The sequence below is a fragment of the Nonomuraea sp. AD125B genome (assembly GCF_041402765.1).
Classification (GTDB): Bacteria; Actinomycetota; Actinomycetes; order Streptosporangiales; family Streptosporangiaceae; genus Nonomuraea; species Nonomuraea bangladeshensis.
In genome coordinates this window covers 1-25,952 of sequence record NZ_JBGLOU010000021.1, presented here as the reverse complement: position 1 = coordinate 25,952, position 25,952 = coordinate 1, and the positions used below count along the sequence as shown (strand labels likewise).

Below are 25,952 nucleotides of genomic sequence, written 5' to 3'. Positions count from 1 at the left end.
GGCAGGCGATACGCCGCCAGGCGGACGGCCTACTTTCTGAATCGGCCGGTGCGCGAGTGATCTCGCACTTAGGATCGAGAGGTGGCGCAGCTCGTGAAGCGGGCCTACAAGTACCGCTTCTATCCGACCCCCGAACAGGCCGAAGAGCTGGTCCGGACGTTCGGCTGCGTGCGCCTGGTCTACAACAAGGCTCTGGAGGAGCGGACCGGCGCCTACGCGCTGGAAGGCCGCGGCGTCTCCTACGCGGAGTCGTCGGCCGCGTTGACCGTGTGGAAGAAGACACCCGAGCTGGCGTTCTTGTGTGAGGTGTCGTCGGTGCCGTTGCAGCAGACGCTGCGGCATCTGCAGGCGGCGTTCGCGAACTTCTTCGCCAAACGGGCTAAGTACCCCATCTTCAAGAGCAAGAAGAAATCCCGAGCGTCGGCCGAATACACCCGCTCTGGGTTCCGCTGGCGCGACGGCCGGCTCACCCTCGCCAAGATGGACGCGCCGCTGGACATCGTGTGGTCGCGCCCGCTGCCCGAAGGGGCCGAGCCGTCCACGGTCACCGTGAGCAGGGACCCGGCCGGGCGCTGGTTCGTGTCCCTCCTGGTCGAGGAGAAAATCGCGCCGTTGCCGCCGGTCGAGCAGTCGACGGGCCTGGACGCGGGCCTGACCGCCCTGCTCACGCTGGCGTGCGGCAAGAAAATCGCCAACCCCCGCCACGAGCGTCGTGAACGTCGCAGGCTGGCCAAGGCACAGCGGGCGCTGGCCCGCAAGGAGAAAGGGTCGAACAACCGGGCCAAGGCCCGGCTGCGCGTGGCGAAGATCTACGCCCGAATCGCCGACCGGCGCCGGGACTACCTGCACAAGGTCACCACACGGCTGGTTCGTGACAATCAAGCGATCGCCGTGGAAGACCTGGCCGTCCGCAACCTGCTCAAGAACCATGCCCTGGCCGGTGCCATCTCCGATGCCGGCTGGCGGGAACTGCGCAACATGCTGGAGTACAAGACGGACTGGTACGGCCGCACGCTGGTGGTCGTGGACCGCTTCTTTCCTTCCTCCAAGTTGTGCTCGGTCTGCGGGACGCTGCGGGAGACGTTGCCGTTGAGCGTCCGTGAATGGGTTTGTGCGTGTGGCGCGGTCCATGACCGGGAGGTGAACGCGGCCCAGAACATGCTGCTCGCCGCCGGGCTGGCGGAGAGCTGAAACGCCTGTGGAGCTGGTGTAAGACCTCAAGCGGGAGTGTTCCTCCCGGGCGGGCGACCGGCGATGAAGCAGGAAGACCGACCGGCGACGGTCGGAATCCCCCTCCTGCATCGAGGGGGAGGATGTCAAGACCACTCCTCGGTGAGGTTCCGTACGGGGGACAGGGGCGCCGGCGCGGGATGCTGAACGGCCCGCTCCAGCCGCTTGCGGGCCCGGTGCAGGCGTACCCGGAAGGCCGCCGACGAGCAGCCCACCACCCTGGCCGCCTCCTTCGGCGACAATCCCTGCCAGGCCACCAGCAGCAGGATCTCCCTGTCGTCGTCGGACAGCTCGGCCAGCGCCCGCAGCACGCCCAGGCGCTCGGTCACCTGCTCGGCCACGTCCCCTTCGGTCCAGGAGCGCAGCTCGGCCGCCAGCGCCTCCCTGCGGGCCTCGGCGCGCACGTTGTCGCGCAGGACGTTCCTCGCCACGCCGAGCAGCCACGGTAGCGCCGGCTCCGGCACGTCCCCGAACCGCCGCCAGGCGATCGCGAACGTCTCGCTCACCACCTCGTCGGCCACCTGCCGGCCCGCGCGGCTGACCACGTAGGCCCAGACGCGTTGCCGGCATTCGTCGTACATGCCGGTGAACCGGTCCGCATCATCCGCCACCGCCCAGCCCTTTCGTTCGGATGCGTTCCACTGACACCACGAAGTGGTCCGAACGGCCCCTTTGTTACACCCCGCCTGTTACACCCCGCCGCCGCTGTCACCTCATCTGTATGTTGCGCAACATACAGATGAGGTAACGGCGGAAGGCCTGTCCGCCCCACGTCCGGCCGTCCGCGGGCCAGGTCCGTGGGTTCGGCGGTGAAGCCCGAGCGGGCGAACAGCAGCAGCTTGGGTTGCCGGTCGATCCTGGCGTCGGGAAGCAGCGCCCGCAGGTGCTCCAGACGGTGGAGCCGCCCGGCGTCGCTCGGGCTCACGACGCTGAATGATGAGCTGGTGGAGGCGGACGATCGGCTCGGCGACCTTGAAGACGCTCCGCTTGTCCCGGAGCGCGTCATCGACCTGCTCGACCAGGCCGATGTCGCGAAGCCCCTGCAACAGATGCGCCAGCCCGCCGGAGGGGCGGCCGAGGGCGGCAGTGAAGGCAGCTCGGGATCGTCCGTCAGATCCCAAAGGACGCGGCGTCGGGGAAACCGAAGTCGGCCAGGTCTGGGCCTCGCTCTGCTGGGTGGCCGCGAACACCACGCCACCGGTCGCCTCGGCGAGCAGCTACGCGCCCTCCAGGGCGGACAAGAATGATAGCTGCAACTGTGTCACAGTTGCAGCTGTCAAAGGTTGCCCTGCTACTTGGAGTTGGCCTTCAGGTAGTCCGCGTTCATGCGGGCGATCGTGTCCAGCGGGATGCCCTTCGGGCAGACCGCGGTGCACTCGCCGGTGTTCGTGCAGCCGCCGAAGCCCTCGCTGTCCATCTGGTCCACCATGGCCTTGGCCCGGGACAGCCGCTCGGGCTGGCCCTGCGGCAGCAGGCTCAGGTGGGTGATCTTGGCGGCGGTGAAGAGCGAGGCCGAGCCGTTCGGGCAGGCGGCCACGCAGGCGCCGCAGCCGATGCAGGTGGCTGCGTCGAAGGCTGCGTCGGCGTCGTCCTTACGCACCGGCACGCTGTGCGCGTCAGGGGCCGAGCCAGCCGGCACCGAGACAAAGCCGCCCGCCTGGATGATGCGGTCGAACGCGCTGCGGTCCACGACCAGGTCCTTGACGACCGGGAACGGGGCCGCCCGCCACGGCTCGATGGTGATCTCGGCGCCGTCCTCGAAGTGGCGCATGTGGAGCTGGCACGTGGTGGTCGCGCGCTGCTCGCCGTGGGCGACGCCGTTGATCACCATGCCGCACATGCCGCAGATGCCCTCGCGGCAGTCGTGGTCGAAGGCGATCGGGTCGTCGCCCTCCAGGATCAGGCGCTCGTTGAGGACGTCGAGCATCTCCAGGAAGGACATGTCCGGGGAGATGTCCTCCACCCGGTACGTCACCATCCGTCCCTTGTCCTGGGGACCGCTCTGACGCCAGACCTTGAGGGTCAGGTTCACTTGTAGCTCCGCTGGGTCATCTTGACGTACTCGTACTCGAGCGGTTCCTTGTGCAGCACCGGGCCGTCCGGGGTGCGCTCCCACGCCGAGACGTGCGCGAAGTTCTCGTCGTCGCGCAGGGCCTCGCCGTCGGCGTCCTGCGACTCGGCGCGGAAGTGGCCGCCGCAGGACTCGGTGCGCACCAGGGCGTCCAGGCACATGAGCTCGGCCAGGTCGAAGAAGTCGGCCACCCGGCCGGCCCGCTCCAGCACCTGGTTGAGCTCCTCGGCGGTGCCGCTGACCTTGACGTTCTCCCAGAACTCCTGGCGCAGCTCGGGGATGCGCTCCAGGGCCTTGCGCAGCGACTCCTCGGTGCGCTCCATGCCGCAGTAGTCCCACATGAGCTTGCCGAGCTCGCGGTGGAAGGAGTCGGGCGTGCGGGTGCCGTTCACGGAGAGCAGCCGGTCGATCTTCGAGCGGACCTTGATCTCCGCCTCGGCGACCGCCTCCTCGTCCACCTCGCCGAACGGGCCGTCGGCCAGGTAGTCGCCGATGGTGGTCGGCAGCACGAAGTAGCCGTCGGCCAGGCCCTGCATGAGGGCCGAGGCGCCGAGGCGGTTCGCGCCGTGGTCGGAGAAGTTGGCCTCGCCGATGACGAACAGGCCGGGGATCGTGGACTGCAGGTCGTAGTCCACCCACAGGCCGCCCATCGTGTAGTGCACGGCGGGGTAGATGCGCATCGGCACGTCGTACGGGTTCTCGCCGGTGATGCGCTCGTACATCTCGAAGAGGTTGCCGTACTTCTTCTCGACGGCGTCGCGGCCGAGGCGGTTGATGGCGTCGCGGAAGTCCAGGTAGACGCCGAGGCCGCCGGGGCCGACGCCGCGGCCCTCGTCGCAGACGTTCTTGGCGGCCCGCGAGGCGATGTCGCGGGGCACCAGGTTGCCGAACGCCGGGTAGATGCGCTCCAGGTAGTAGTCGCGCTCGTCCTCGGGGATGTCGCCGGGGGCGCGCTCGTCGTTCTTGCGCAGCGGCACCCAGACGCGGCCGTCGTTGCGCAGCGACTCCGACATCAGGGTCAGCTTCGACTGGTAGTCGCCGGAGACCGGGATGCAGGTCGGGTGGATCTGCGTGTAGCAGGGGTTGGCGAAGTACGCGCCCCGCTCGTGCGCCCGCCAGATGGCGGTGGTGTTGCAACCCTTGGCGTTCGTGGACAGGAAGAACACGTTGCCGTAGCCGCCGGTGGCGAGCACGACGGCGTCGGCCAGGTGCCGCTCGATCTCGCCGGTCACCATGTCGCGCACGATGACGCCGCGCGCGCGACCGTCGGAGACGATCACGTCGAGCATCTCGTGCCGGGTGTGCATGGTCACCGTGCCGGCCGCGATCTGCCGCTCCAGCGCCTGGTAGGCGCCCAGCAGGAGCTGCTGGCCCGTCTGGCCGCGGGCGTAGAACGTACGGGAGACCTGCGCGCCGCCGAAGGAGCGGGTGTCGAGCAGGCCGCCGTACTCGCGGGCGAACGGCACGCCCTGCGCCACCGCCTGGTCGATGATGTTCACCGAGACCTGGGCGAGACGGTAGACGTTGGACTCGCGGGCGCGGAAGTCGCCGCCCTTCACCGTGTCGTAGAAGAGCCGGTAGATCGAGTCGCCGTCGCCGCGGTAGTTCTTGGCCGCGTTGATGCCGCCCTGCGCGGCGATGGAGTGGGCGCGGCGCGGGGAGTCCTGGTAGCAGAAGGACGTGACGTTGTAGCCGAGCTCGCCCAGCGTCGCGGCGGCCGAGCCGCCGGCCAGGCCGGTGCCGACCACGATCACGTTGAGCTTGCGCTTGTTGGCCGGGTTGACCAGGCGGGCGGAGAACTTGCGCTTCTCCCACCGCTCCTCGATGGGCCCGGCGGGCGCCTTCGTGTCCTGGATCGGCGCGCCTTCGGTGTACTTCACTTCACAACTCCGAACGTGATCGCGAGGGGCGGGGCCAGGAAGCCGATCACCAGGACGACGGAGACCAGCGCGGCCGTCCCCTTGAGCGCCTTGTAACGGGTGCGGTTGGCCCAGCCGAGCGTCTGTACGGCGCTCCAGATGCCGTGCCGCAGGTGCAGGCCGACCATGACGACGGCCACGACGTAGATGAGCGTCACCCACCAGCGCGACGGGTCGAACCCGGCGACCATGCGGTCGGCGGGCTCGGAGTTGAAGCCCTTGGGGTTGACGACGCCGAAGGTGAGGTCGAGCAGGTGCCAGACGACGAAGAGCGCGATGGTCAGGCCGCCGAAGCGCATGATGTGCGTGGCGTAGCCGTTCGCCTGCGACTTCTTGGCGACGTACTTGACGGGCCTCGCCTGGCCGGCGCGGCGGGCCAGCGAGATCGCCGCCCACATGTGCGCGACGACCGAGACGACCAGCCCGATCTCGAGGATGGTCAGCGCGGTCCGGTACGGCAGCAGCGGCTCGAACAGCGTGCGCAGCGCGTGCGCGTACTCGTTGAAGGAGTCCTTGCCGAGGAAGATCTTCAGGTTCCCCACCATGTGGGCGATGAGGAACAGCACCATCACGGCGCCCGTGACGGCCATGACGACCTTCTTGCCGTTCGACGAGCGGAGGAACCCGCCGGACCGCTTACGCGTTGGAGTGCTCTTGGGAGCGGGAACTGGCGCGGTGGCGGCGCCGCGCTCAATCGTGGCAGTCACGTTTTCGAACCGTACGTACGCAGGTACGATCCGTCCAAGTCATGGACGATCTGGTTTCGATAGCCGTCAGCTATGATGCTGGTAAGGCCGGTCTTTTCATCACCATACGGTCGGCCGGTGCGAGGAAAATCACATGCAGCTGCAACAACTCGCCTATTTCGTGGCCGTCGCGGAGACCAGGCACTTCACCCAGGCCGCCGAGCGCATGCGGGTCGCCCAGCCCTCCCTGAGCAAGCAGATCAAGGCCCTGGAGGGCGACCTCGGCGCGCCGCTGTTCTCCCGCGCCCGGGGCAACGTCACGCTCACCCCGGCGGGCGAGGCGCTGCTGCCGCTCGCCCGCCGCATGCTCGCCGACGCCGACACCGCCAGGCAGGAGGTCGCCCAGCTCGCCGGGCTGCGCCGGGGCCGGGTGCGGCTCGGCGCCACGCCGTCGCTCTGCGCCGGGCTGCTGGCCGACGCGCTGGCCCGCTTCCACCGGGCCTATCCGGGGATCGAGCTGCTGGTCGAGGAGGGCGGCTCGCGCGACCTGGTGCGGGCGCTGGCCCGCGGGCAGCTCGACCTGTCGCTGATCATCATGCCGTTGCAGAGCGACGACCCGGCCCTCGTGACCGAGGAGATCCTGCGGGAGAACCTCGTGGTCGTCTCGCCCTCGCACGAGCCGTCGCGGCGGCCGTACATGGAGATCGACGAGCTGCGCGGGCAGCCGATGGTGATGTTCCGGCGCGGCTACGACCTGCGCGAGGCGACGCTGGCCGCCTGCCGGCACGCGGGCTTCGAGCCGCGCTTCGCGGTGCAGGGCGGCGAGATGGACGCCGTGCTGCGGTTCGTGGAGGCGGGGCTCGGGGTGGCCGTGGTGCCGTCCATGGTGCTCGACGGCCGGCCGGGGCTGGCCGGCACCCCGCTCGCGCCTCCGGGGCTCAGCCGGACGATCGCGCTCGCGCACCGCAAGGACGTCGAGCCCACGACGGCGGCGCAGGCGTTCCGCGGCGTCCTGCTGTCCTTCGTGGTCGAGGCCGGGGTCGAGGGCACGCTTCCACAAGGGGTGGAGCTCATCGCAGAATGAGCAGCAACGACGATCCCGAACGCGCGGTGAGGCGGAAGGTTGACGGCACATCTCAGCGAGACGCTGACGCTGCTCCTCGTGGAGGACGACGACGGCGACGCCTTCCTCGTCGAGGAGCTGCTCCAGGAGGCCGCGGCGCCGCCGCGCATCTTCCGTGCGCGCAGCCTCCAGGAGGCGCGGGCGAAGCTGACGCCCGGGATCCAGTGCGTGCTGGTCGACCTGTCGCTCCCCGACGCCACCCGGCTGGAGGCGCTTGAGGCGGTCCTGGCCATGGCGCCGCACGCCGCCGTGCTGGTCCTCACCGGGCTGCGCGACGCGCACGTCGGCGTCGCGGCCGTCTCGGCGGGCGCCCAGGACTACCTGGTCAAGCAGGACATCGACGCGCCCCTGCTGACCCGCGCCATCCGCTACGCGATGGAACGCAAACGCGCCGACCAGACCCAGCTCAGGCTGGTGCAGACGGAGCTCATCGCCAAGGAGAACGCCCGCACCCAGCGCGGCCTGCTGCCGAGCCCCCTGATCGAGTCCGACGCGATCGAGCACCTGACCCGCTACCTGCCGGGCAGCGGCGGCACGCTCGCGGGCGACTTCCTCGACGCGGTGCAGACGCCGGACGGCGCGTTCCACGTGGTGGTGGGCGACGTGTGCGGGCACGGCCCCGACGAGGCGGCGCTGGGCGTGGCCCTGCGCATCGCCTGGCGCACGCTGGTGCTGGCCGGGCAGACCGACGACACGCTGCTGCGCACGCTCGACACGCTGCTGCGCGCCGAACGCAAGGCGCCGGAGATCTTCACCACGCTGTGCACCGCGACGATCGCGCCCGACCTGCGCAGCGCGCGGATGCGGGTGGTCGGGCACCCGCCGCCGGTGCTGGTGCGCGACGGCACGGTCGAGGTGCTGGAGGGCGGGCCGTCCGGGCCGCCGCTCGGCATCTTCCCCGACGCCGAGTGGTCGGTGATCGACGTGCCGCTGGGCGACAAGTGGTCGATCATGTTCTACACCGACGGGCTGATCGAGGCGGCCGTGGGCGCCCGTGACGAGCTGCTGGGCGTGGACGGCCTGGTCGGCCTCGTACGCGAGCACGGCGCGGTCGACCTCGACCGGCTGATCAGGAACGCGGGCACGCTGAGCGACGACCTCGCGGTCGTCGTGGTGAGCAGGAGAGCTTCATGATCATCAATCCCTTGCCGCCGCCCAGGGAGCCGACCGGGCTCGGCCGGCTGCCGCTCTCGCGCTGGTTCCTGTTCACCGGCGCGGTGGCGGGCACGGCCTTCGCCGCCGGCGTCGCGGCCACGATGGTGATGATCGCCGACATCCGCGCCCTGGGGCCCCGCCCCGAGGTGGACGCGCAGGTCGCGCGGCTCAACGTGGCGCTGATCGTGCTGTTCGCGGTGCTGCTGGCCTGCGGCGTGGGGCTCGCGTTCATGGTGCGCTACGCCGTGCTGAAACCCATCCGCCAGCTCACCGAGCAGGTGCGCACGGTGGCGGCGGGCGACTTCGACCACGCGCTGCACGTCGACCGCCCGGCCGAGCTGGCGGAGCTGTCCAGCCACGTCGACGCCATGCGCGGGCGCATCCTGTCGGCCTGGCGGACGGCCAGCGACCAGGCCGAGGAGCTGCGCCGCTCCAACGGCGAGCTGGAGCAGTTCGCGTACGTCGCCAGCCACGACCTCCAGGAGCCGCTGCGCAAGGTCGCCAGCTTCACGCAGATGCTGGAGCAGCGCTACGGCCCGCAGCTCGACGACCGCGCCCGCCAGTACATCCACTACGCCGTGGACGGCGCCAAGCGCATGCAGCTGCTCATCAACGACCTGCTGGACTTCTCCCGGGTCGGCCGGGTCACCGGCTCGCGCACCACCGTCGACTCGGGTGCGGCCCTCGACCGGGCGCTGGACAACCTGTCGGCGATGATCGAGGACACCGGGGCCACGGTGACGAGGGGCGAGCTGCCCGAGATCCACGGCAACCGGGTGCAGCTCACCCAGCTCTTCCAGAACCTCGTCGAGAACGCGGTGAAGTTCCGCTCGGAGGAGCCGCCGCGGGTGCACGTCGAGGCCCGGCGGGACGACGGGATGTGGGAGTTCAGCTGCGCCGACAACGGCATCGGCGTCGAGCCCAAGTACGCCGACCGCATCTTCCTGATCTTCCAGCGCCTGCACGCCCGCGATGTGTACCCGGGCACCGGCATCGGGCTGGCGCTCTGCCGCAAGATCGTCGAGTTCCACGGCGGGCAGCTCTGGCTGGACGCGGCCGGGGAGAGCGGGGGTGCGACGTTCCGATGGACGCTGCCGCCGGCGGGAGGCCCCGATGAGTGAGGCCCCGATGAGTGAGGCCCCGATGAGTGAGGCCCCGATGAGTGAGGCCCCGATGAGTGAGGCCCGATGAGTGAGGCCCGATGAGTGAGGGACGCGCGATCGAGGTGCTGCTGGTCGAGGACGACCAGGGCGACATCCTGCTCACCCGCGAGGCGTTCGACCTCAACAAGGTGCGCAACCGGCTGCACGTGGTCAACGACGGCGAGCAGGCGGTCGCGTTCCTGCGGCGGGAGGGGCGCTACGCGGACGCGCCGTGCCCCGACCTCATCCTGCTCGACCTCAACCTGCCGCGGATGAGCGGGCTGGAGGTGCTGAGCGAGATCAAGGCGGACCCGGTGCTGGCCACGATCCCGGTGGTGGTCCTGACGACGTCGGAGGCGGAGGAGGACATCCTGCTCAGCTACCGGTTGCACGCCAACGCGTACGTCGCCAAGCCTGTCGATTTTGAGCAATTTATCCGAGTTGTCCGCCAGATAGACGATTTTTTCGTGACTGTGGTTAAGTTGCCGACTCACGGGTAGCGGCCCTGACGGGCTACGTGACAGGAATCACAGCCGGTCATCGAAAAAGTGAGTGACCCCGCTCACAAATCGAGATGCGACCGTCGTAACGTATCCCCCACCAATGCGCGCCTGGAGCGGCGAGCACCGCCGGCACGCGCGCCCAGTGAAACGAACCACGGACCCCCAGCGCGACGGGTCCGCGGGAGGTGGAGAGGTCCGCGATGACCCAGACGACGCCCGAAGCACCGGTCAGAAGGCAGCGTGCGCAAGTCAAGGTGCGCACCCTGCGCACCGACAGATGGTGGCTGGCCCCACTGGTCACATTCCTCGGGCTCAGCTCGTTCCTTGTCTACGGTGTATGGGCGATCATCGACAACACGTACTTCGTCGATCCGTACATCGCACCGTTCGCCTCACCCTGCCTGGCGTCCTCCTGCCCGGAGGGCGCGCGGCTGTTCGGGTGGGCGCCGTTCGGTGACTGGTACACCCTGCCGCCCGGCCTGCTCATCCTCGGGCTGCCCGGCGGGTTCCGGCTCACCTGCTACTACTACCGCAAGTCGTACTACCGCTCGTTCTGGTTGTCGCCTCCCGCGTGCGCGGTGCAGGAGCCGCACGGCAAGTACACCGGTGAGCGCCGCTTCCCGCTGATCCTGCAGAACATCCACCGCTACTTCTTCTACGCGGCCATCCTGATCGGCCTCGTCCTGGCCTACGACGCCGTCCTGGCGCTCATCCACAAGCCGCAGGGCCTCGGCACCTGGATCCTGGTCATCAACGCCGTCCTCATCAACATGTACACGCTGTCGTGCCACTCGTGCCGGCACATCACCGCGGGCAGGCTCAACCACTTCTCCCGTCACCCGCTGCGCTACCGGGCCTGGACGTTCGTCTCCAAGCTCAACGCCAAGCACCAGCAGCTCGCCTGGGCCTCGATGTTCTCGGTCATGATCGCCGACTTCTACGTCCGCATGGTCGCCAAGGGCATCATCGCCTTCCCGTTCGCCTAAAAGGATCAACCAGTGGAAATCGAACGTCACGAATACGACGTCGTCGTCATCGGCGCCGGCGGAGCGGGCCTGCGCGCCGCGATCGAGGCCCGGCAGCAGGGCAAGAGGACGGCGATCGTCTGCAAGTCGCTGTTCGGCAAGGCGCACACCGTCATGGCCGAGGGCGGCGCCGCGGCCGCGATGGGCAACGTCAACCCCGACGACAACTGGATGGTGCACTTCCGCGACACCATGCGGGGCGGCAAGTTCCTCAACAACTGGCGCATGGCCGAACTGCACGCCAAGGAGGCTCCGGACCGGGTCTGGGAGCTGGAGGCCTGGGGCGCGCTGTTCGACCGCACCAAGGACGGCAAGATCAGTCAGCGGAACTTCGGCGGTCACGAGTACCCGCGGCTCGCACACGTGGGCGACCGTACCGGCCTGGAGCTGATCCGCACCCTCCAGCAGCGCGTGGTGGCGCTGCAGCAGGAGGACTACGAGAACCACGGCGACTACGAGGCCTACATCAAGGTCTTCGCCGAGTGCACGGTCACCCGGCTGCTCAAGGACGGCGAGCGCATCTCCGGCGCGTTCGGCTACTGGCGCGAGACCGGCAACCTGGTCCTCTTCGACACCCCGGCCGTGGTCCTCGCGACCGGCGGCATCGGCAAGTCGTACGTCGTCACCTCCAACTCCTGGGAGTACACCGGCGACGGGCACGCCCTGGCCCTGCTGGCCGGCGCGAAGCTCATCAACATGGAGTTCATCCAGTTCCACCCCACGGGGATGGTCTGGCCGCCGTCCGTGCGCGGCATCCTCGTCACCGAGTCCGTCCGGGGCGACGGCGGCGTGCTGCGCAACTCCGAGGGCAAGCGCTTCATGTTCGACTACATCCCGGACGTCTTCAAGGACAAGTACGCCACCACCGAGGAGGAGGGCGACCGCTGGTACACCGACCAGGCCAACAACCGGCGCCCGCCCGAGCTGCTGCCCCGTGACGAGGTGGCCCGCGCGATCAACGCCGAGGTCAAGGCCGGCCGCGGATCACCGCAGGGCGGCGTGTTCCTCGACGTGTCCACCCGGCTGCCGGCCGAGGAGATCAAGAAGCGGCTGCCGTCGATGCACCACCAGTTCAAGGAGCTGGCCGACGTCGACATCACCGCCGAGCCCATGCAGGTGGGCCCGACCTGCCACTACATCATGGGCGGCGTCGAGGTGGACGCCGACACCGGCGCGGCCGACGTCCCCGGGCTGTTCGCGGCCGGCGAGGTGTCCGGCGGCATGCACGGCTCCAACCGGCTGGGCGGCAACTCACTGTCCGACCTGCTGGTGTTCGGGCGGCGCGCGGGCGCGGGCGCGGCCGCGTACGTGGACGGGCTCCCCGCCCGGCCCAAGGTCAGCCCCGAGTCCGTCGAGTCGGCCCGCGAAGAGGCGCTCGCGCCCCTGGGCCGCAGCGGCGAGAACCCGTACGAGGTGCACCACGAGCTCCAGCGGACGATGAACGAGCTGGTCGGCATCATCCGTAAGGCCGACGAGGTCGCCGAGGCGCTGCAGACCGTGGAGAAGCTCAAGGAGCGCGTACGCATGGTCGGGGCGGGCGGGTCCCGCATCTACAACCCCGGCTGGCACCTCGCGCTCGACCTGCGCAACATGGTGCTCGTGTCGGAGTGCGTGGCGCGGGCCGCGCTGCTGCGCGAGGAGAGCCGTGGCGGGCACACCCGCGACGACTTCCCCGGCATGGACCCGCAGTGGCGGCGCAAGCTGCTCGTCTGCTCCAGCGAGGACGGCTCCTCGGTGCAGGTGGTCGAGAAGGAACAGCCCCCCATGCGGGACGACCTGATCACCCTGTTCGACCGGGACGAGCTGAAGAAGTACCTCACCGACGAAGAGATGGCCGAGTTCGACGGGATAGCGAAGAAGTCATGAGCTACAAGGCAAAGTTCAAGGTCTGGCGCGGTGAGGGCGGCGAAGGCAAACTCGAGGACTTCACCGTCGAGGTCAACGAGGGCGAGGTCGTCCTCGACATCATCCACCGCCTCCAGGCGACGCAGGCGCCCGACCTGGCCGTACGGTGGAACTGCAAGGCCGGCAAGTGCGGCTCGTGCAGCATGGAGATCAACGGCAAGCCGCGGCTGGGCTGCATGACCCGGATGTCCACCTTCTCGGAGGACGAGACCATCACGGTCACGCCGATGCGGACGTTCCCGGTCATCAAGGACCTCGTCACCGACGTGTCCTACAACTACCAGAAGGCCAGGGAGGTTCCCTCCTTCACGCCGCCCGCCGACGTGCGGCCGGGCGAATACCGGATGAAGCAGGTCGACGTCGAGCGGTCCCAGGAGTTCCGCAAGTGCATCGAGTGCTTCATGTGCAACAACGTCTGCCACGTGATCCGCGACCACGAGGAGAACAAGGCCAACTTCTCCGGGCCGCGCTTCCTCATGCGGATCGCCGAGCTGGACATGCACCCGTACGACGTGGCCGACCGGCAGGAGGCGGCGCAGTCCGAGCACGGGCTGGGCTACTGCAACATCACCAAGTGCTGCACCGAGGTCTGCCCCGAGCACATCAAGATCACCGACAACGCGCTCATCCCGATGAAGGAGCGCGTGGTGGACCGGAAGTACGACCCGCTGGTGTGGCTGGGCGACAAGATCTTCCGTCGCGCCAAGTCGTGACCCGCGCATGAGGAAGGGGGCCGGTTTCCGCACCGGCCCCCTTCTTCGTGCGTTCAGTCCTTGGCGTGGCGGCCGAAGCGCCTGCGCTTCTCCTCCGGCAGCTCCCTGGTCGGCTCCGGCTGGATCACCGTCGTCTCGCCGTCGGCGGGCACGTACGGCTGCGCCGGCCGGAACAGCGACCCCGCGGGCGCCTGCTGCCAGGGCTCGGAGTCGCCGGACTCGGCCGCCGCGGCCGGGCCGAGCGGATGCTCATGGCCGTCGTCCACCGGGGCGCCACCGCCCGGCGGGATGTCCGCCGGCGGAGCGGGCGGGACCAGCGGCTCGAACGGGTCGCGGAAGTCCTTCGCCTCGGCCTCCGGGACCTCCTGGACGGGCTCGTGGCTGTAGTCGTCAGGGTGCAGCACCACGGGCGGCGGCTCGGACGGAGCCATGGGCGGCTCCTGCTCGTAGCCCTGCGGCGGGTACGGGTGGCCGGGGTCCTGGTAGACCGGGGCGTACTGCGTAGGGCCGCTCGCATACGTCTGCACCGGCACGAAACTGATGATCGGCGCGTACGCCGTGCCGCCCGGATAGCCGGGAGCGGTGAAGCCCGCGGTCGCGTACCCGGGGCCGGCCGGATAGCCGGGGCCGGCCGGATAGCCGGGGCCGGCCGGCGGAGGCGGATAACCCGGGCCGCCCGGCGGGGGCGCATAGCCGGCGGCGCCCGCCGCCGGGCCCGCCTTGCGCACGGCGGCCGCGTGGGCCATCCGCCGCAGCCGACCCTCGAAGATCAGCACCGCGAACAGCGCGAGCAGCACCAGCACCAGCGCCGGGATGCTGAGCTTCTGCGTCAGCGTCTTCTCGTCGAACTCCGGCGCCGCGGCCCGCAGCTCCAGCGGCACCTCTTCCGAGGAGGCGACCTGCGTCTCGCTCGGCGCGGCCGACGGCGTGTCCTGGGCGACGGACGGGATCTGGACCGGAGACTCCTCCGTCGTGGCGGTCGCGGTGGGCAGCACCGGAGGCGGCTCTTGGGCCTGGGTGGTCGGCGGCGCGACGTTCTGGGGGGGAGGCTCCGGCGCCTGCGTGGTCGCGGGGGCCGTGGTGGGCTTCTTGGTGGGGGCGGTGGTCTTCTTCGTCGGGGTCGCCGTCACCGTCTTGGTGATCGTCGTCTCCGGCACGTCGGTCGGCGTCGGCGTGCTTAACGTGGTGGTCACCGTGACCGTGGTCTGGGGGTCGCTCTGGCACGAGGTGTCGCCGGCGTCGCAGGGCTCGACCGGGTCGAACGCCACCGAGGCGCTGGCGCTCTGCACGATGAACGGCGTCGCGCCGACCCCGGCGAGGCCGAGCGCCAGGACGATGGCGGAGACGGCTGTCGCTCGCGTGCGTGCCACCAGTGCCCTCCGCGTAGTCCCGGAACCATGGTCAAGGGAATACTAGTCGGGTCAAAGTAACAGTAAAGCCCGTTTTACCGCAGTATCTTGCGCTTGGTGCGCCTTTGTACCGTGACAATTCCCCAAAGCCCTGCTAGGAGCGTAGCAACAGCGGCCGCTGCGAGCACGTGTCCGAGGCTTCCCTTCAACGGGTTGACCACCGCGGCCACCGGTCGCGGTCGTTCGTGCGCCATTCGTACCTCTATGGGCAGAGGCGCCGCGAGCCCACCGCCGCCCGCGGGCGGCACCAGCGGGACGCTCCCGGGAGGGTCACCGACCACGCCCGGCGGAACATCCAACATCCCGTCGCCGCCGGCCACCTCCGGCAACCGCAACCCAGAAAGCGCCTGCCCCGACCCGTCCGCCACCTGAGGAACCCCACCCCCAGGCATGCCGCCTGCCACCGCCTGCCCACCCTGAACCTGCTGCGGCACTCCCAGCCCCGTGACCCCCTGAACCCCGGGCATCTGCCCGGGCGGCACCGCCTGCGCGGCAGTCCCGGCCTGCCCCCTCGGAGCCTTCCGCCCGGCAGCCACGGCCCGCCCTCTCGGGACAGCCTGCGAGGAGGGCACGGCCTGCGCTCTCGGGACCGCTTGCGCGGGCGTCGCGGCCTGCGTTCCTGGAACCGCTTGCGCGGACGGCACAGCCTGCGCTCTCGGAGCCGCTTGCGCGGGCGTGGTGACCTGCGCCGGTGGGACAGCCTGCGCCGGTGGGAGGGCGCGGGATTCCACGCTGACCTGCTGCCCTTGCCCCGCCTGCTCGGGCCCCACCTGCCCAGCCTGCCGGGCACGCCTGCTCCACCACGTCTCTGTGGTGCGCATGCCCTGCCCCGCCTGCTGCCCTGCGACGGGCCCGACCTGCTGTCCTACCTCCGCCCCGACCTGCTGCCCCACCTCCGGCCGAACCGGCTGCCCTGCGCCCGACCGGACCGACTGCTCCCCGCCCGACAGAACCGACTGCTCATCGCCCAGCCGACCCAGCTCGGCATTTCCCGTGACCACCTCGGCAGTCGGCTGCTGGGGCCGGCCGAGGTGCGGCGACGGGCAGCGGTGTGCTGGGAAGCAGCGGGGGTTGTTCGGAGCGGCCGCTGTCTGGTCCGAGCCGCCCAGGACCGGCAGACTCCAGCGCCCCCCGTCGGCCGCCCCCGACGCAGCGCCCTCGACCGCCGGCCCGGAGACCACAGGCCCGCCGACCGCCGGCCCGGAGACCACAGGCCCTCCAACCGCCGGCCCGCCAAGCCCCGTCCCTCTGGCCACCGGTCCGGCGAGCGCCTGCCCTCCCACCACCGACTCGGCGCTCTGGACAGGCGTGGCGACCGCCTTCTCCAGCGTCTCCGCAACGCCGCCCTCCCCCGGACGGACCTTGGCGACGGCGGCCAGCACCACCTGGCCGACCCCCGCCGGAGCCATCACCGTCACGTCCACCGAACGCGCGTCCGCCGCACTCCCCAACCGGCACACCCGCGCCCCCGGCGACACCACCGCGTCATCCCGTTCGGCGACCCCCGCCAGGGTGAGCGCGCGATCGGCGAGCCGCGCCGCCCCCGATCCCACGGCGAACCCCTCGCGCCCCGCCGTCGCAAGACCCCCGCAGGTGACCGACAGCGCCGCGACGGGACTGACCGCCACGGCCACACGCCCGCCGTCCACCGACATCCCGTTGACCCGGACCCGGAACCGCTGTGTGTCCCCCGTACGGAGCCACGTGCCCACGCCGTCCTGGACCGCGCCCACCCGCTCCAGCACCAGCGAAACCCCGCTCGCCGCCACCGGCACGGCGGGCACGGCGGCCAGGATCACCACTCCGGCCAGCATCCAGCCACGACGCATCGTCCAACTCCCCCGCTGTGACACATGACCCGTAATCACGCCTAGTAACCATTGTGTCACAGAGAGAGAGGACTCAATCAGCCGGGAGGATGCTCTCCACCGTCTTCATGACGGGCAGGTCCGCCCCGAGCCATTCGACGTCGTAGTACTCGTCCGGTGCCAGCCACCGCAACGCCAGATGCTCCCGCGGCTCGGGCGTGCCGGAGGCGAGGGCGGCCAGCCAGACGCGCATGACATACCCCGGTGAGAGCGGCCAGTCACCGCCGACGCGCTCACCGACCGTGATCTCCACGCCCAGCTCCTCGCGGCACTCCCGGACCAGCGCCTCCTCCTCGCTCTCGCCGGGGTCCACCTTCCCGCCGGGGAACTCCCACCCGCCGGCGAGCGCCGGCGGCTCGGCCCGCTGCGCGGCCAGCACCCGGCCGTCCGGGTCGACGATCACGGCGGCCACGACCACGATCACGCTCATGCGTTGATGTTCCTCACAGGGCAGGATTCTGCAGCTTCTGGAGCTGGTCGAGGACGGCGGGGTTCTGCAGCGGACGGGTGAAGCCGATGCGGTTGCCGCGGGCGGAGTAGCTGGTCACCTTGATGGGGCCGCACAGCGTGCACCGGGCCTCCAGCATCTTGCCCTTGGAGACGACGAGCCCGACGTGCCCCGGGTTGTTCGCCGAGGTGCCCGGCCCGGCGTTGAAGAACACCAGGTCACCGGGCTGTTCCTCGCCCTCTGACACCCGGACGCCGAACGGCCACTGCCCGAACGTCGTCCGCGGGATCTGCAGCCCCGCCGACCGGTACGCCGCGTAGATCACCCCCGAGCAGTCGAACGCGTCCGGCCCCGTGCCGCCCCACAGGTACGGCTTGCCGCGCTGCGCCAGCGCGTACGCCAGGATCTTGGCGACCACGGTGGTCGGCGCGGCCTCGATCAGCGGCTCGTCGCACTCCTCCTCCGCCTGCGGCGGCACCTTCACGTCGCCGGACTTGGCGTATTTCCTGGCGATCTCCTCGACCTGGTCCACGTACCACCAGGCACGGTTGTAGACGAACAGCGCCTGCCGTACGTTCTCCGGCGCGCCGTTGCGCTTGAGCATGCGCGCCGCGCCGAGGATCGCGTCGGCCGGGTTGTAGACGTCGCCGATGCCGTCGCCGTCGCCGTCGGAGGCGTACCCGGTGAACGGCGACCCCACCGGCACCCTGGCCTTGCCGCCCCAGGTGGAGATGAGGAACTGCATGGGCCCGGCCGCGCCCGCCGAGTTGGTGCCGCTGCGGACGCCGGGCAGCGTGGAGCGGCCGTGGTCGGTCTCGCGCTTGCCCACGGCGGCCAGGATGTTCCACTGGACGCCGATCTTCTTGCCGTACTCCTTGTAGAGCTTCAGGTAGTCGTCCGGGATGTCCGAGGTCGCGGTGTCGGAGACCTCCTCGACCTGGGCGTCGTCGGTGCAGTCGAACGAGGTGCGGCCGTCGCTGATGAACGAGGGCAGCGACATCAGCAGCATCGGCGAGACGATCACGGCCACCAGCAGGAGCGCCCCAGCCAGCCCGAGGAGGAGGGCGAGGCGTGTGCGCGAGACGTTCACCCGGTGTCACCGTCCTGGCCCTCGTCGGCGGGCATGATGTCGAAGACGCGCCAGTCGCTGCCGGACTCGCTCACGGTCACCGCGTACTCCTCGGTGAGCAGCTTGTCACCGCTCTTCGCCGTGACCTGGCGGTTGCCGGTCACGACGAAGATGATCGAGCCCTTGCCGACCTGCCTGATCTCCTTGAGCTTCGCCGTCGCCTGGGAGACGAGCTCGTCGGCGCGGTTCTGCTCGACGGCGCCCGCCGACGTCACCGTGCGGGTCAGCAGGGCGGCGAGCTCGGGCGTCGTGTACGCCTTCAGCCGGGCGGCGTAGGCCGCCGCGTCCTCGTCGTAGCGGAAGGTGCCGTACACGGCGGTGAAGCGCTCGGCGAGGTCCGCCGCCGCGGCCAGCTGCTCCTTCTTCATCGGCAGGTAGTCGTAGACGTCGAACGGCGCGTTGCTCGCGGTCGCGAGCGGCGTCGGGGTGACGATCGCCACCCGCGTGGGCGGCGCGGCCTCCGGCTGCCGCTCGGGCGGATCTCCCCAGTCCGCCCACATCAGGTAGATGCCGACCGCGGCGATGATCACGACGATGACGGCGAAGGCGGCACCCCGCCTGTCACCTGGCTGCGCCATGTTGAGTCCTTGTTCAATCCTTGTCGGAGCTGTTCGGCTTGAGCCAGAACGGCACGGACGTCTCCTCGGAGCCGCCGCTCCGGCCGCTGCCGCGCAGCCACAGAGGCGGGGCCTCGGAGGCGCGCGAGGCCGGCTCGTCGGAGCCGCCGAAGATGCGCGAGCCGCCGGAGGGGCGGGCGGGGCCGCCGGAGCCGCGCGAGCCGCCGCTCGGCCGGGCTCCGTTGCGCGAGCCGCCGCCGAACAGGCTGCCACCACCGGACCCGCCGCTCGACCTGCCGCTCGACCCGCCTGAAGAGCCGCCCGAGCCGCCGCCGAAGAGGCCGCCGCCGGAGCCGCGCGACCGGGTGCCGCCGCCGGAACCGCCGAACCTGGAGCTGCGCGCGGAGCCGTTGCGCCCGCCCGACGAGCCGCCGCGTGAGGCCCAGCCTCCGCCCGACCCGCCGCCGAACCAACCGCCACCGCCCGAGCCGCCCGAGCCGCCAGACCCGCCCGAAGAACCGCCTGAGCCGCCCGCGGACGCGCCGGACGCCGTACGGGGAGCGCCGCCCACCCGGGGCCCGCCCGCGCCGCCCACACGCGGCCCGGCGGCGCCGCCGCCGGAGCGGGCCGCGCCGCCCAGGTTGAGCGGCGGCGCGGTGCCACGACGTGGCTCAAGCGGCGCCCGCGCGCCCGCCTTGCCGCCCTGGGCGTCGGTGTCGAGCGGCGCGGCCGTCGCCGGGATGCGGGTGCCCGCCGCCGCGGCGTCGCCCTCCTCGGCCCGTACGCGCGCCTGCCCCGCCGTCGAGGCCACGGCGGCAGCGCCCGCGCCCGCGCCGCTCGCCGCGGCGGCCGCGCGGATGACGGGCTCGGCCTTGCGCAGCCCCCAGCGGCCGATGCGGGCCGAGGCGACCGGCGGCAGCACGGCCGCCGACCGCTCCAGCACCGACGAACTGGCGGCCTCGCCGAGCATCCGGGTGGCGACCGTGTGGCCGTTGAGCGAGGCGAACAGGTGCTGGAACGGACGCCGGTAGAAGAACACCGCGATCGTCAGCAGGGCCATGAACAGCACCTGCATGCCCCACGGCATGGTCGTGGAGATGATCAGCGCGTAGCCGTACACGAGGACGCCGAGCACCAGCGTCAGCACCGCCTGCCGGAGCAGCGTGCCGACCAGCATCTCCACCCAGCGCATGGCGATGATCCGGCCGCTGCCCGGATGCACGCCGATGAGCAGGAACACCGGCCCCATGATCAGCAGCAGCAGGAAGCCCACCTTGAGCACCAGCAGCGAGACCGCCACCAGGAAGATGAGCAGGCCCGCCACGATGGCGGCGATGAACGCGCCGACCGCCACGCCGAGCCGGTTGGACCAGTCGCGGCCGGAGAAGACCGTGTAGCGGGGGTCGTTCCTGAGCTTGTCGGCCAGCGAGGCGTACTCCTGCTGGCGCGCCCCCACGTCGGGGGCCGCCTGGCCGGCCACGGCGGGCGGGATCGACTGCATCTCCAGGACCTTGCGGCCCCAGTCGCGCACGATCGGCTGCTGCGGGTCGGCGGTGCCGAACAGGCCCACCAGCCACGGCTTGCAGACCAGCGTGGACCACAGCGCGTCGGCGTTCTGCTCGACGCCGGGGGTGCCGACCTGGCCGTAGCCACCGGGCTTGAGCTCGGCGGCGGTCTGGCCGGGCGGCGGCAGGCAGGACGCGCCGCCCGCGCCGGGCAGGCCGGAGAAGGCGGAGTTGACGACCTCGCCGGTCTTGTCGGTGACGACCTTGCCGAGGCCGGTGAAGTCGCCGGGACGGCTGAAGAACCAGGTCGCGACGGTGACCGCGAGCACCATCCAGATGACGCCCTCGGCGGTCGTGGTGGCGCGCTTGCGGATCAGGCCGTACCAGGCGAGCCAGATCGCGCCGAGGATCACGATCGGGCGGAGGAACGGCCAGTACATGGCGTTGGCCAGGTTCGTGACGATGTCGTCGACGACGTCCTTGATGGACTGGAGCGGTCCCTCGGTGGCCGCCGCCTGGTACGTCGTGATCGTCAGCCGGTCGATGGCCTTGGCCGCGGTGAAGATGCCGTTGGCCCACATGTTGCCGAGCACCGCGACGTAGTCGCCGCAGCCCAGCTCGTGCGTGTGCCAGAACTGGCCGCTCATGCCGAACTGGCCGTAGTTGGTGACCGGGGCGCTCGGCTGGGCGCCGGCCGGGGCCGGGGCCTGGATGAGCCCGTCGGTGCCGCCGCCCACCACCTCGGGCGTGAGCGGCCCGGAAAGGTCGCACGGTGCCGCGGCGGCCGGCGCGGACAGCCCGCCCACGACCAGCGGCACCACCAGGATGCCGGTGACCAGCGCGAGTGCCAGCGCGAGTCGTCGGGATAGCCGGATCTTCATGACCGTACCTCCTGCGGCCTGCCCACGCCCCCTTGAAGATCATCATGCCCGTCGCGATCGGGTTTGTCGTGTGTCGGGTTCGTGTCGAGCCAGCGAAGAAGCTCGTCGGAGACCAGGTCTACTCCGATGCGGCCGGCCCTGCCATCCAGATCGCGGAAAATGCATTCGCCGTTGCCGAGCGAGCGCAGCACGGCCTTGTGCTCCTCCGACGCCTCCACCCCCAGGAGGGACATCACGTGGTTCACCTCCACCCGTTCGGTGGACCTGAACGCGAACACGGACGACAGGCAGTTGGTCACCTGCTCGTTCAGCAGGTCCCCCGCGTTCTGCGAGACCAGCACGAGCGCGGTGTTGCGGGAGCGGCCCATCCGGCTGACCTCGGGCACCAGCTTGGCGCCCTCGGGCGTGGAGGTGATCGCCCACGCCTCGTCCAGGAAGATCGCCTTGGGGGCGCGCCGGTCGAGGCCGTTCATCAACCTGCGCGCGAACTGCGACACCAGGTAGAGCAGGGCGACCGACAGCCGCTGCTCGTAGGAGTAGTCCTCCCTGGTCGTGGCCACGTCGGGGAGGGTCAGGCCGCCCAGCGTGAAGACGGTCGTCCACCCCTCGGTGTCGATCTGGTCGCCGCCGGAGGGGTCGAAGCAGAGCCGGGCGAGGTGCATCTCCGACATCGAGCGCAGCACCGCGCCCAGGTTCTTCGACGCCGCGTCGTCGGCCTGCTCCAGGTGGTCGACGACCTTGCCGAGCGACGGGTCGGGCTGGTTGGAGATCGCCGCGACCGCCTGGATCATCGCCGACTCGCGCTCCTCCGACATGCGCGGCAGCAGCAGCCGCAGCGTCTCGGTGGCCATGGTCTTCTTCGCCGCGATGTCGTCGCCGAACGAGAACGGGTCCAGCAGGCCCGGCGCCGCCGAGCCCAGCGGGATGACCCGGGCCTTGCGCCCGCGCTTGTCCAGCAGCCGCACCAGCGACTCGGCGTCGCCCTTGGGGTCGATCACCGCGACCGTGACGCCGCGCAACGCCATCTGGTAGATCATCAGCAGCGCGAGCGTGGTCTTGCCGCCGCCCGGCTCGCCGGTGATCGCGATGGCCGTCGGCCGGTTGCGGGTGGCCGCCACCAGCGGGTCGAAGTGCACGATGCTGCGCGCCCTGCCGACGGTCTCCCCGATGTACGGGCCCAGCCAGCCCTCGCTGCCCTCGCCCAGCCGGTCGCCGAGATCGACGGTGGCCGTCGCCATGCCGCCCGCGATCGTCCGCAGCGGCTGGCGCTGGGCGTAGGCGTTGACGCGCACCTTCTCGCCCGGCAGCGACTCGCAGAACAGCGAGAACTGGTCGCCGGTCGAGTTGACCACGTCGATGCCCATGTCCCGGTAGTGCTCGACCACCGCCTCCACCCGCTGCACGCAGATGTCCTCGGTCGGGGCCGAGACGATCAGCCGGTGCCAGCCGTAGACGAAGGGCAGGCGCTCCTTGGTGATGCCGTGCTCCAGCATGCGGGCCGCGTCGATCTGCTCGGCCAGCGCCAGCGGGGCCTCCGCGCCCGCCTCACGGATGTGGTGGTCCATGTCGCGGGCGTGCGCCAGCTTGCGCGCCACGTCCTTCGACGCCTTGACCGGCGGGATCAGCCGCATCCTGGAGGAGATCTCCACCGGGAACGGGAGCTGGTCGGCGAAGTGCATCCACGGCTCGCCGTCGGGGAACGGCATCAGGTCGGGGAAGCGGGCGAACGACAGGTGGGCGACGTACGAGTCGCCCTGCGGCTGGACGATCCGCAGCAGGCTCCTGCCGTTGTGGATCTCGCCCTCGACCAGCGTCTCGATCTCGCCCCTGCCCCACCGCCTGCGCGGGCTCGCCGACGGCGGCGCGTCGCCCGACGCGCCCGCCGCCGCGTGCTGGAACAGCCACGCCACCTCGACGGAGGTGGCGTGACGGGCGTAGAGGGCGCTCGACGCGAGTGCCCGGCCGAGGCGCTCCGCCTGCTCGGTCCAGCGGCCGATCTCGCTGTCGGGTACGTGGTCGTCCGTCATGCCGAGCGACTTCTCGGTCTTCTGGTAGAAGCCGAGGAGCTGGGCGAGCACGCCGCTGCCGAGCTGCTTGCCGCGCGGCCCCAGGCGTACGCCGAGATAGACCTCCTTCGTCCAGAAGTCCTTCGCCCAGACGTGGCGGTACATCTCCTCCAGGTAGTCGCGCCAGCCGGGCCCCTCGTCGGAGGTGGCGTTGAGCGCCATCGCCCACTCGGCGGCCGGGTAGGTGCGGTGCGCCACCCGCAGATGGACCTCGGCGTCGGGCATCCTGATCGCGGCCAGCGCGATCGTGATGTTGGTGGCCAGCGCCTCCCGCTCCTCGGGGGTGACGAACTCGTAGCTGACCGTCGGAAGGCGGAAATACGCCCATGCGCAGGTGTCTGTGAGCAGGATGCGGTCGTCGAAGTAGCGGACCGCGAGGCGCTGGTGCGCTCGGGACGCCCTGCTCATGCCGCCCCCTCGGCGCATGAACGGGCCAGACCTGCTCGCTTGTTCACTTAACGCTCACCGATTCTCGTGCCCGGGGGGTCACTCGCCAACTCCTCATCGCTCGGTCGTACGCTCTGCGCCGACTGCGCTGTCCGCGCCGTCTGGGCCGACTGGGCGGCGAAGCCCGCGACCACCACGCCCGCGAGGGCGAGGTAGGCCCGTCGCCCGGCCGCGCGCAACTGCCCGGGATCGACGACCTCCGCCCCGCCCGGGGCGAGGTCGTCGTCCCAGGGGACCCTGACGATGGCCCGGCACCTGCCCCTGGCCACCGACTCAGCCTGCTCGACGTCGGCCATGGAACGCCTGCTCACGCCGTTCACGACCATCACCGCACGCCTGCGCAGCTCCGCGCAGCCGTGCCCGTCGAGCCACTCGTACGTCATCGCCACCGCCTCCGACGCCTCCTCGCTCGCCGGGACCACCAGGACGAGCTGGTCGGCGTACGGCAGGAGGCGGGCCGCCAGCGCGGCCGCCGGGTCGATGACGGCCAGCTTGTAGTGGCGGTCGAGCAGCCTCATGGACTCGCCCAGGCGGTGGTCGGAGAAGAGCGACCGGTCCGCCAGGCGCTGCTCGGCGCCCGCGTCGGTGTCGGCGCTGATCACCTCGAGGCCGGAGGCCGTCCTCGTGGTGTAGCCGCGCATCGTCAGATAGCCGCTGACCCGGTCGAGGCCGGCCAGCAGCGAGGTGAGCGTCTCGGGGGTCTCGGGTTCGATCCTGCTGGTGAGGGTGTCGCCGCCGGTGTTGGCGTCCACGGCGACGATCCTGTCGTCACGGTATTGGGCGAAGGTGTGGCCCAGCATGAGGGCCGTGGTGCTCTGGCCGGCGCCGCCCGTGCAGCCGAGGACCAGGATCCTGCGGCTGCCGCTGAACACCGCCCTGGCGCGGGCCTCGTCGATCTCGGAGCCGTCGGTGCGCACCGAGGAGCCGCCGACCACGACCTGCGCGATCCGCCGCCACCCGCCGGAGTCCCGTCCGACCACGGACTCGACCCGCCGCACCCTGCCCTCCCCGGGCCGCGGCCCCGGCACAGGCGCCACGATCTCACCCGGCCGCCCGTCCGCGGGCACGCCGGGCCGTCCCCGGAGCGGGGCGACGGGCCGCTCGGGGGCACGGTACGCCGCCGGGGCGGGCGCATCCGACCGCTCAGGAGCGCGGCGCGCCGCGGGGGCAGGCGCATCCGGCCGCTCGGGGGCGCGGCGCGCCGCAGGGGCGGGCGCATCTGGCCGCTCCGGGACCCGGTACGTCGCGGGGGTAGGCGCATCCGGCCGCTCCGGGACCCGGTATGTCGCTGGGGCGGGCCCGTCCGGCCGCTCCGACACGCGGTGCGTCGCCGGCGCGGGCGCATCCGGGGCCACAGGCGCCAACCGCGGCCACCCCCCACCCCGCCGCCCCCGCTCTCCGCTTTCCTCAGCGTCACCGGTGTCTTCGGCACCGCCAGTGGTCGCGGCGGGCTCAGCCCCGGCGGCCTCAGGCTTGGCTCCCTCGGTGCCCTCGATGCCGTTGGGCTCAGACTCGTTGGCCTCGGGGCTCCGGCCAGCGTCGGCGCTGCCGACGAGCTCGGCGCCCTGGGTGGTCTTGGTGCTGTCGGCAAGCTCGCTGTCCTGGGTCGGCGCAGTGCTTCCGGCGGCCTCAGCGCTGTCGGCAAGCTCGCCGCTCCGAGCGGGCGCAGTATTGCCGGCGTCCTCGGTGGCTTCGGCACTGCCAGTGGTCTCGGTGGCCGCAGTGCTGCCGGTGTTCCCAAAAGCCACCCGCCGCTCGGATCCGCCGCTCTCAGCCCCGCCGCTCTCAGCAGCGCCGCTCTCAGCCCCGCCGCTCTCAGCCCCGCCACTCGCAGCATCGCCGCTCACAGCCCCGCCACTCGCAGCATCGCCACGCCGGGCGTCGCCGCTCATAGCGTCGCCGCTTGCAGTGAAGCTGCTGTCCTTGGGGGTGCTGGCGGCGGGGGCGCTCGCTGACGTGGCGTCCGCCAGAGTGCCGCTCGCCGCCGCCCCGCCAGTCGCCGCGTCGTGACTGTCCTCGGTGCCGGTGGCCGTGACCTCGTCGGGGACGGCCGTGCCACCCGCGCCGGGAGCGCTGGACCGGGTCGCCGGCGTGTCCTCGCCGCTGCCCGCCTGCGCGCCAGTGGCCGCGTCTCCGGTCGGCTGCTCGGGGCGCGGGGCCGCGGGGCGGG

Annotated in this window: 19 protein-coding genes and 1 pseudogene; 9 read left to right on the top strand and 11 right to left on the bottom strand. The window is 71.1% G+C overall.

Annotated features, from left to right (window positions below):
- Window positions 1–81: 81 nt before the first annotated feature.
- Window positions 82–1,281: pseudogene (locus tag ACBR40_RS40425) on the top strand (RNA-guided endonuclease InsQ/TnpB family protein); the annotation flags it as partial.
- Window positions 1,282–1,316: 35 nt separating this feature from the next.
- On the opposite strand, the gene ACBR40_RS40420 reads toward ACBR40_RS40425, so the two are convergent.
- From ACBR40_RS40420 to ACBR40_RS40405, 4 genes are all read right to left on the bottom strand, one after another.
- Window positions 1,317–1,841, bottom strand: coding sequence for an RNA polymerase sigma factor (locus tag ACBR40_RS40420; protein WP_344210712.1), 525 nt, complete (start codon window positions 1,839–1,841; stop codon window positions 1,317–1,319).
- Between the two features lie 680 nt (window positions 1,842–2,521).
- Window positions 2,522–3,262 carry a succinate dehydrogenase/fumarate reductase iron-sulfur subunit gene (locus ACBR40_RS40415; protein ID WP_344210716.1) on the bottom strand — a complete coding sequence of 247 codons (741 nt, stop codon included), beginning with the start codon at window positions 3,260–3,262 and terminating at the stop codon, window positions 2,522–2,524.
- Window positions 3,259–5,181, bottom strand: a complete 1,923-nt coding sequence (locus tag ACBR40_RS40410) for a fumarate reductase/succinate dehydrogenase flavoprotein subunit (RefSeq protein WP_371252135.1) — start codon at window positions 5,179–5,181, stop codon at window positions 3,259–3,261. The genes ACBR40_RS40415 and ACBR40_RS40410 overlap by 4 nt, the downstream gene beginning before the upstream one ends.
- Entirely contained in the window at window positions 5,178–5,927 is a 750-nt protein-coding gene (locus tag ACBR40_RS40405; RefSeq protein WP_371252134.1) for a succinate dehydrogenase cytochrome b subunit, read from the bottom strand. The genes ACBR40_RS40410 and ACBR40_RS40405 overlap by 4 nt, the downstream gene beginning before the upstream one ends.
- A 133-nt stretch (window positions 5,928–6,060) precedes the next feature.
- On the opposite strand from ACBR40_RS40405, the gene ACBR40_RS40400 reads away from it, so the two are divergent.
- The 7 genes from ACBR40_RS40400 (at window position 6,061) to ACBR40_RS40370 (ending at window position 13,472) form a co-directional block, all read left to right on the top strand.
- On the top strand, window positions 6,061–6,990 hold the full coding sequence (locus ACBR40_RS40400) for a LysR substrate-binding domain-containing protein (protein ID WP_344210722.1): 930 nt from the start codon (window positions 6,061–6,063) through the stop codon (window positions 6,988–6,990).
- Window positions 6,991–7,029: 39 nt separating this feature from the next.
- Window positions 7,030–8,163, top strand: a complete 1,134-nt coding sequence (locus tag ACBR40_RS40395) for a fused response regulator/phosphatase (RefSeq protein ID WP_344210724.1) — start codon at window positions 7,030–7,032, stop codon at window positions 8,161–8,163.
- Window positions 8,160–9,305, top strand: coding sequence for an ATP-binding protein (locus tag ACBR40_RS40390; RefSeq protein WP_371252133.1), 1,146 nt, complete (start codon window positions 8,160–8,162; stop codon window positions 9,303–9,305). Before ACBR40_RS40395 ends, ACBR40_RS40390 begins: the two co-directional genes overlap by 4 nt.
- A gap of 80 nt (window positions 9,306–9,385) precedes the next feature.
- On the top strand, window positions 9,386–9,826 hold the full coding sequence (locus ACBR40_RS40385; protein WP_371252132.1) for a response regulator: 441 nt from the start codon (window positions 9,386–9,388) through the stop codon (window positions 9,824–9,826).
- Window positions 9,827–10,029: 203 nt separating this feature from the next.
- Window positions 10,030–10,815, top strand: coding sequence for a hypothetical protein (locus ACBR40_RS40380; RefSeq protein ID WP_344210730.1), 786 nt, complete (start codon window positions 10,030–10,032; stop codon window positions 10,813–10,815).
- A gap of 12 nt (window positions 10,816–10,827) precedes the next feature.
- Complete coding sequence (locus ACBR40_RS40375) at window positions 10,828–12,720, top strand: fumarate reductase/succinate dehydrogenase flavoprotein subunit (RefSeq protein WP_344210732.1); 1,893 nt, start codon at window positions 10,828–10,830, stop codon at window positions 12,718–12,720.
- Window positions 12,717–13,472 carry a succinate dehydrogenase/fumarate reductase iron-sulfur subunit gene (locus ACBR40_RS40370; RefSeq protein WP_091086596.1) on the top strand — a complete coding sequence of 252 codons (756 nt, stop codon included), beginning with the start codon at window positions 12,717–12,719 and terminating at the stop codon, window positions 13,470–13,472. Before ACBR40_RS40375 ends, ACBR40_RS40370 begins: the two co-directional genes overlap by 4 nt.
- A 53-nt stretch (window positions 13,473–13,525) precedes the next feature.
- On the opposite strand, the gene ACBR40_RS40365 is transcribed toward ACBR40_RS40370, so the two are convergent.
- Complete coding sequence (locus ACBR40_RS40365; protein ID WP_371252131.1) at window positions 13,526–14,842, bottom strand: hypothetical protein; 1,317 nt, start codon at window positions 14,840–14,842, stop codon at window positions 13,526–13,528.
- A 1,347-nt stretch (window positions 14,843–16,189) separates the two neighbouring features.
- Between ACBR40_RS40365 and ACBR40_RS40360 the strand changes: the two genes are divergently transcribed.
- Window positions 16,190–16,738 (top strand): hypothetical protein, encoded by a 549-nt coding sequence (locus tag ACBR40_RS40360; RefSeq protein WP_371252130.1) that lies wholly within the window; start codon window positions 16,190–16,192, stop codon window positions 16,736–16,738.
- Window positions 16,739–16,783: 45 nt separating this feature from the next.
- Here ACBR40_RS40360 and ACBR40_RS40355 read toward each other — a convergent pair whose 3' ends face one another.
- From ACBR40_RS40355 to ACBR40_RS40330, 6 genes are read right to left on the bottom strand one after another with little or no spacing between them, the layout of a single operon-like run.
- Window positions 16,784–17,179 carry a (deoxy)nucleoside triphosphate pyrophosphohydrolase gene (locus ACBR40_RS40355; protein WP_364454799.1) on the bottom strand — a complete coding sequence of 132 codons (396 nt, stop codon included), beginning with the start codon at window positions 17,177–17,179 and terminating at the stop codon, window positions 16,784–16,786.
- 13 nt (window positions 17,180–17,192) lie between these two features.
- Window positions 17,193–18,287, bottom strand: a complete 1,095-nt coding sequence (locus tag ACBR40_RS40350; protein ID WP_371252129.1) for an NlpC/P60 family protein — start codon at window positions 18,285–18,287, stop codon at window positions 17,193–17,195.
- Entirely contained in the window at window positions 18,284–18,904 is a 621-nt protein-coding gene (locus tag ACBR40_RS40345; RefSeq protein ID WP_371252128.1) for a hypothetical protein, read from the bottom strand. The genes ACBR40_RS40350 and ACBR40_RS40345 overlap by 4 nt, the downstream gene beginning before the upstream one ends.
- A 13-nt stretch (window positions 18,905–18,917) precedes the next feature.
- A complete protein-coding gene (locus ACBR40_RS40340) occupies window positions 18,918–21,269 on the bottom strand; it encodes a type IV secretion system protein (RefSeq protein WP_371252127.1) in 2,352 nt (783 codons plus the stop codon).
- A complete protein-coding gene (locus ACBR40_RS40335; protein WP_344210750.1) occupies window positions 21,266–23,743 on the bottom strand; it encodes an ATP-binding protein in 2,478 nt (825 codons plus the stop codon). Before ACBR40_RS40335 ends, ACBR40_RS40340 begins: the two co-directional genes overlap by 4 nt.
- Before the next feature lie 47 nt (window positions 23,744–23,790).
- Window positions 23,791–24,780 (bottom strand): MinD/ParA family protein, encoded by a 990-nt coding sequence (locus tag ACBR40_RS40330; protein ID WP_371252126.1) that lies wholly within the window; start codon window positions 24,778–24,780, stop codon window positions 23,791–23,793.
- Window positions 24,781–25,952: the final 1,172 nt, after the last annotated feature.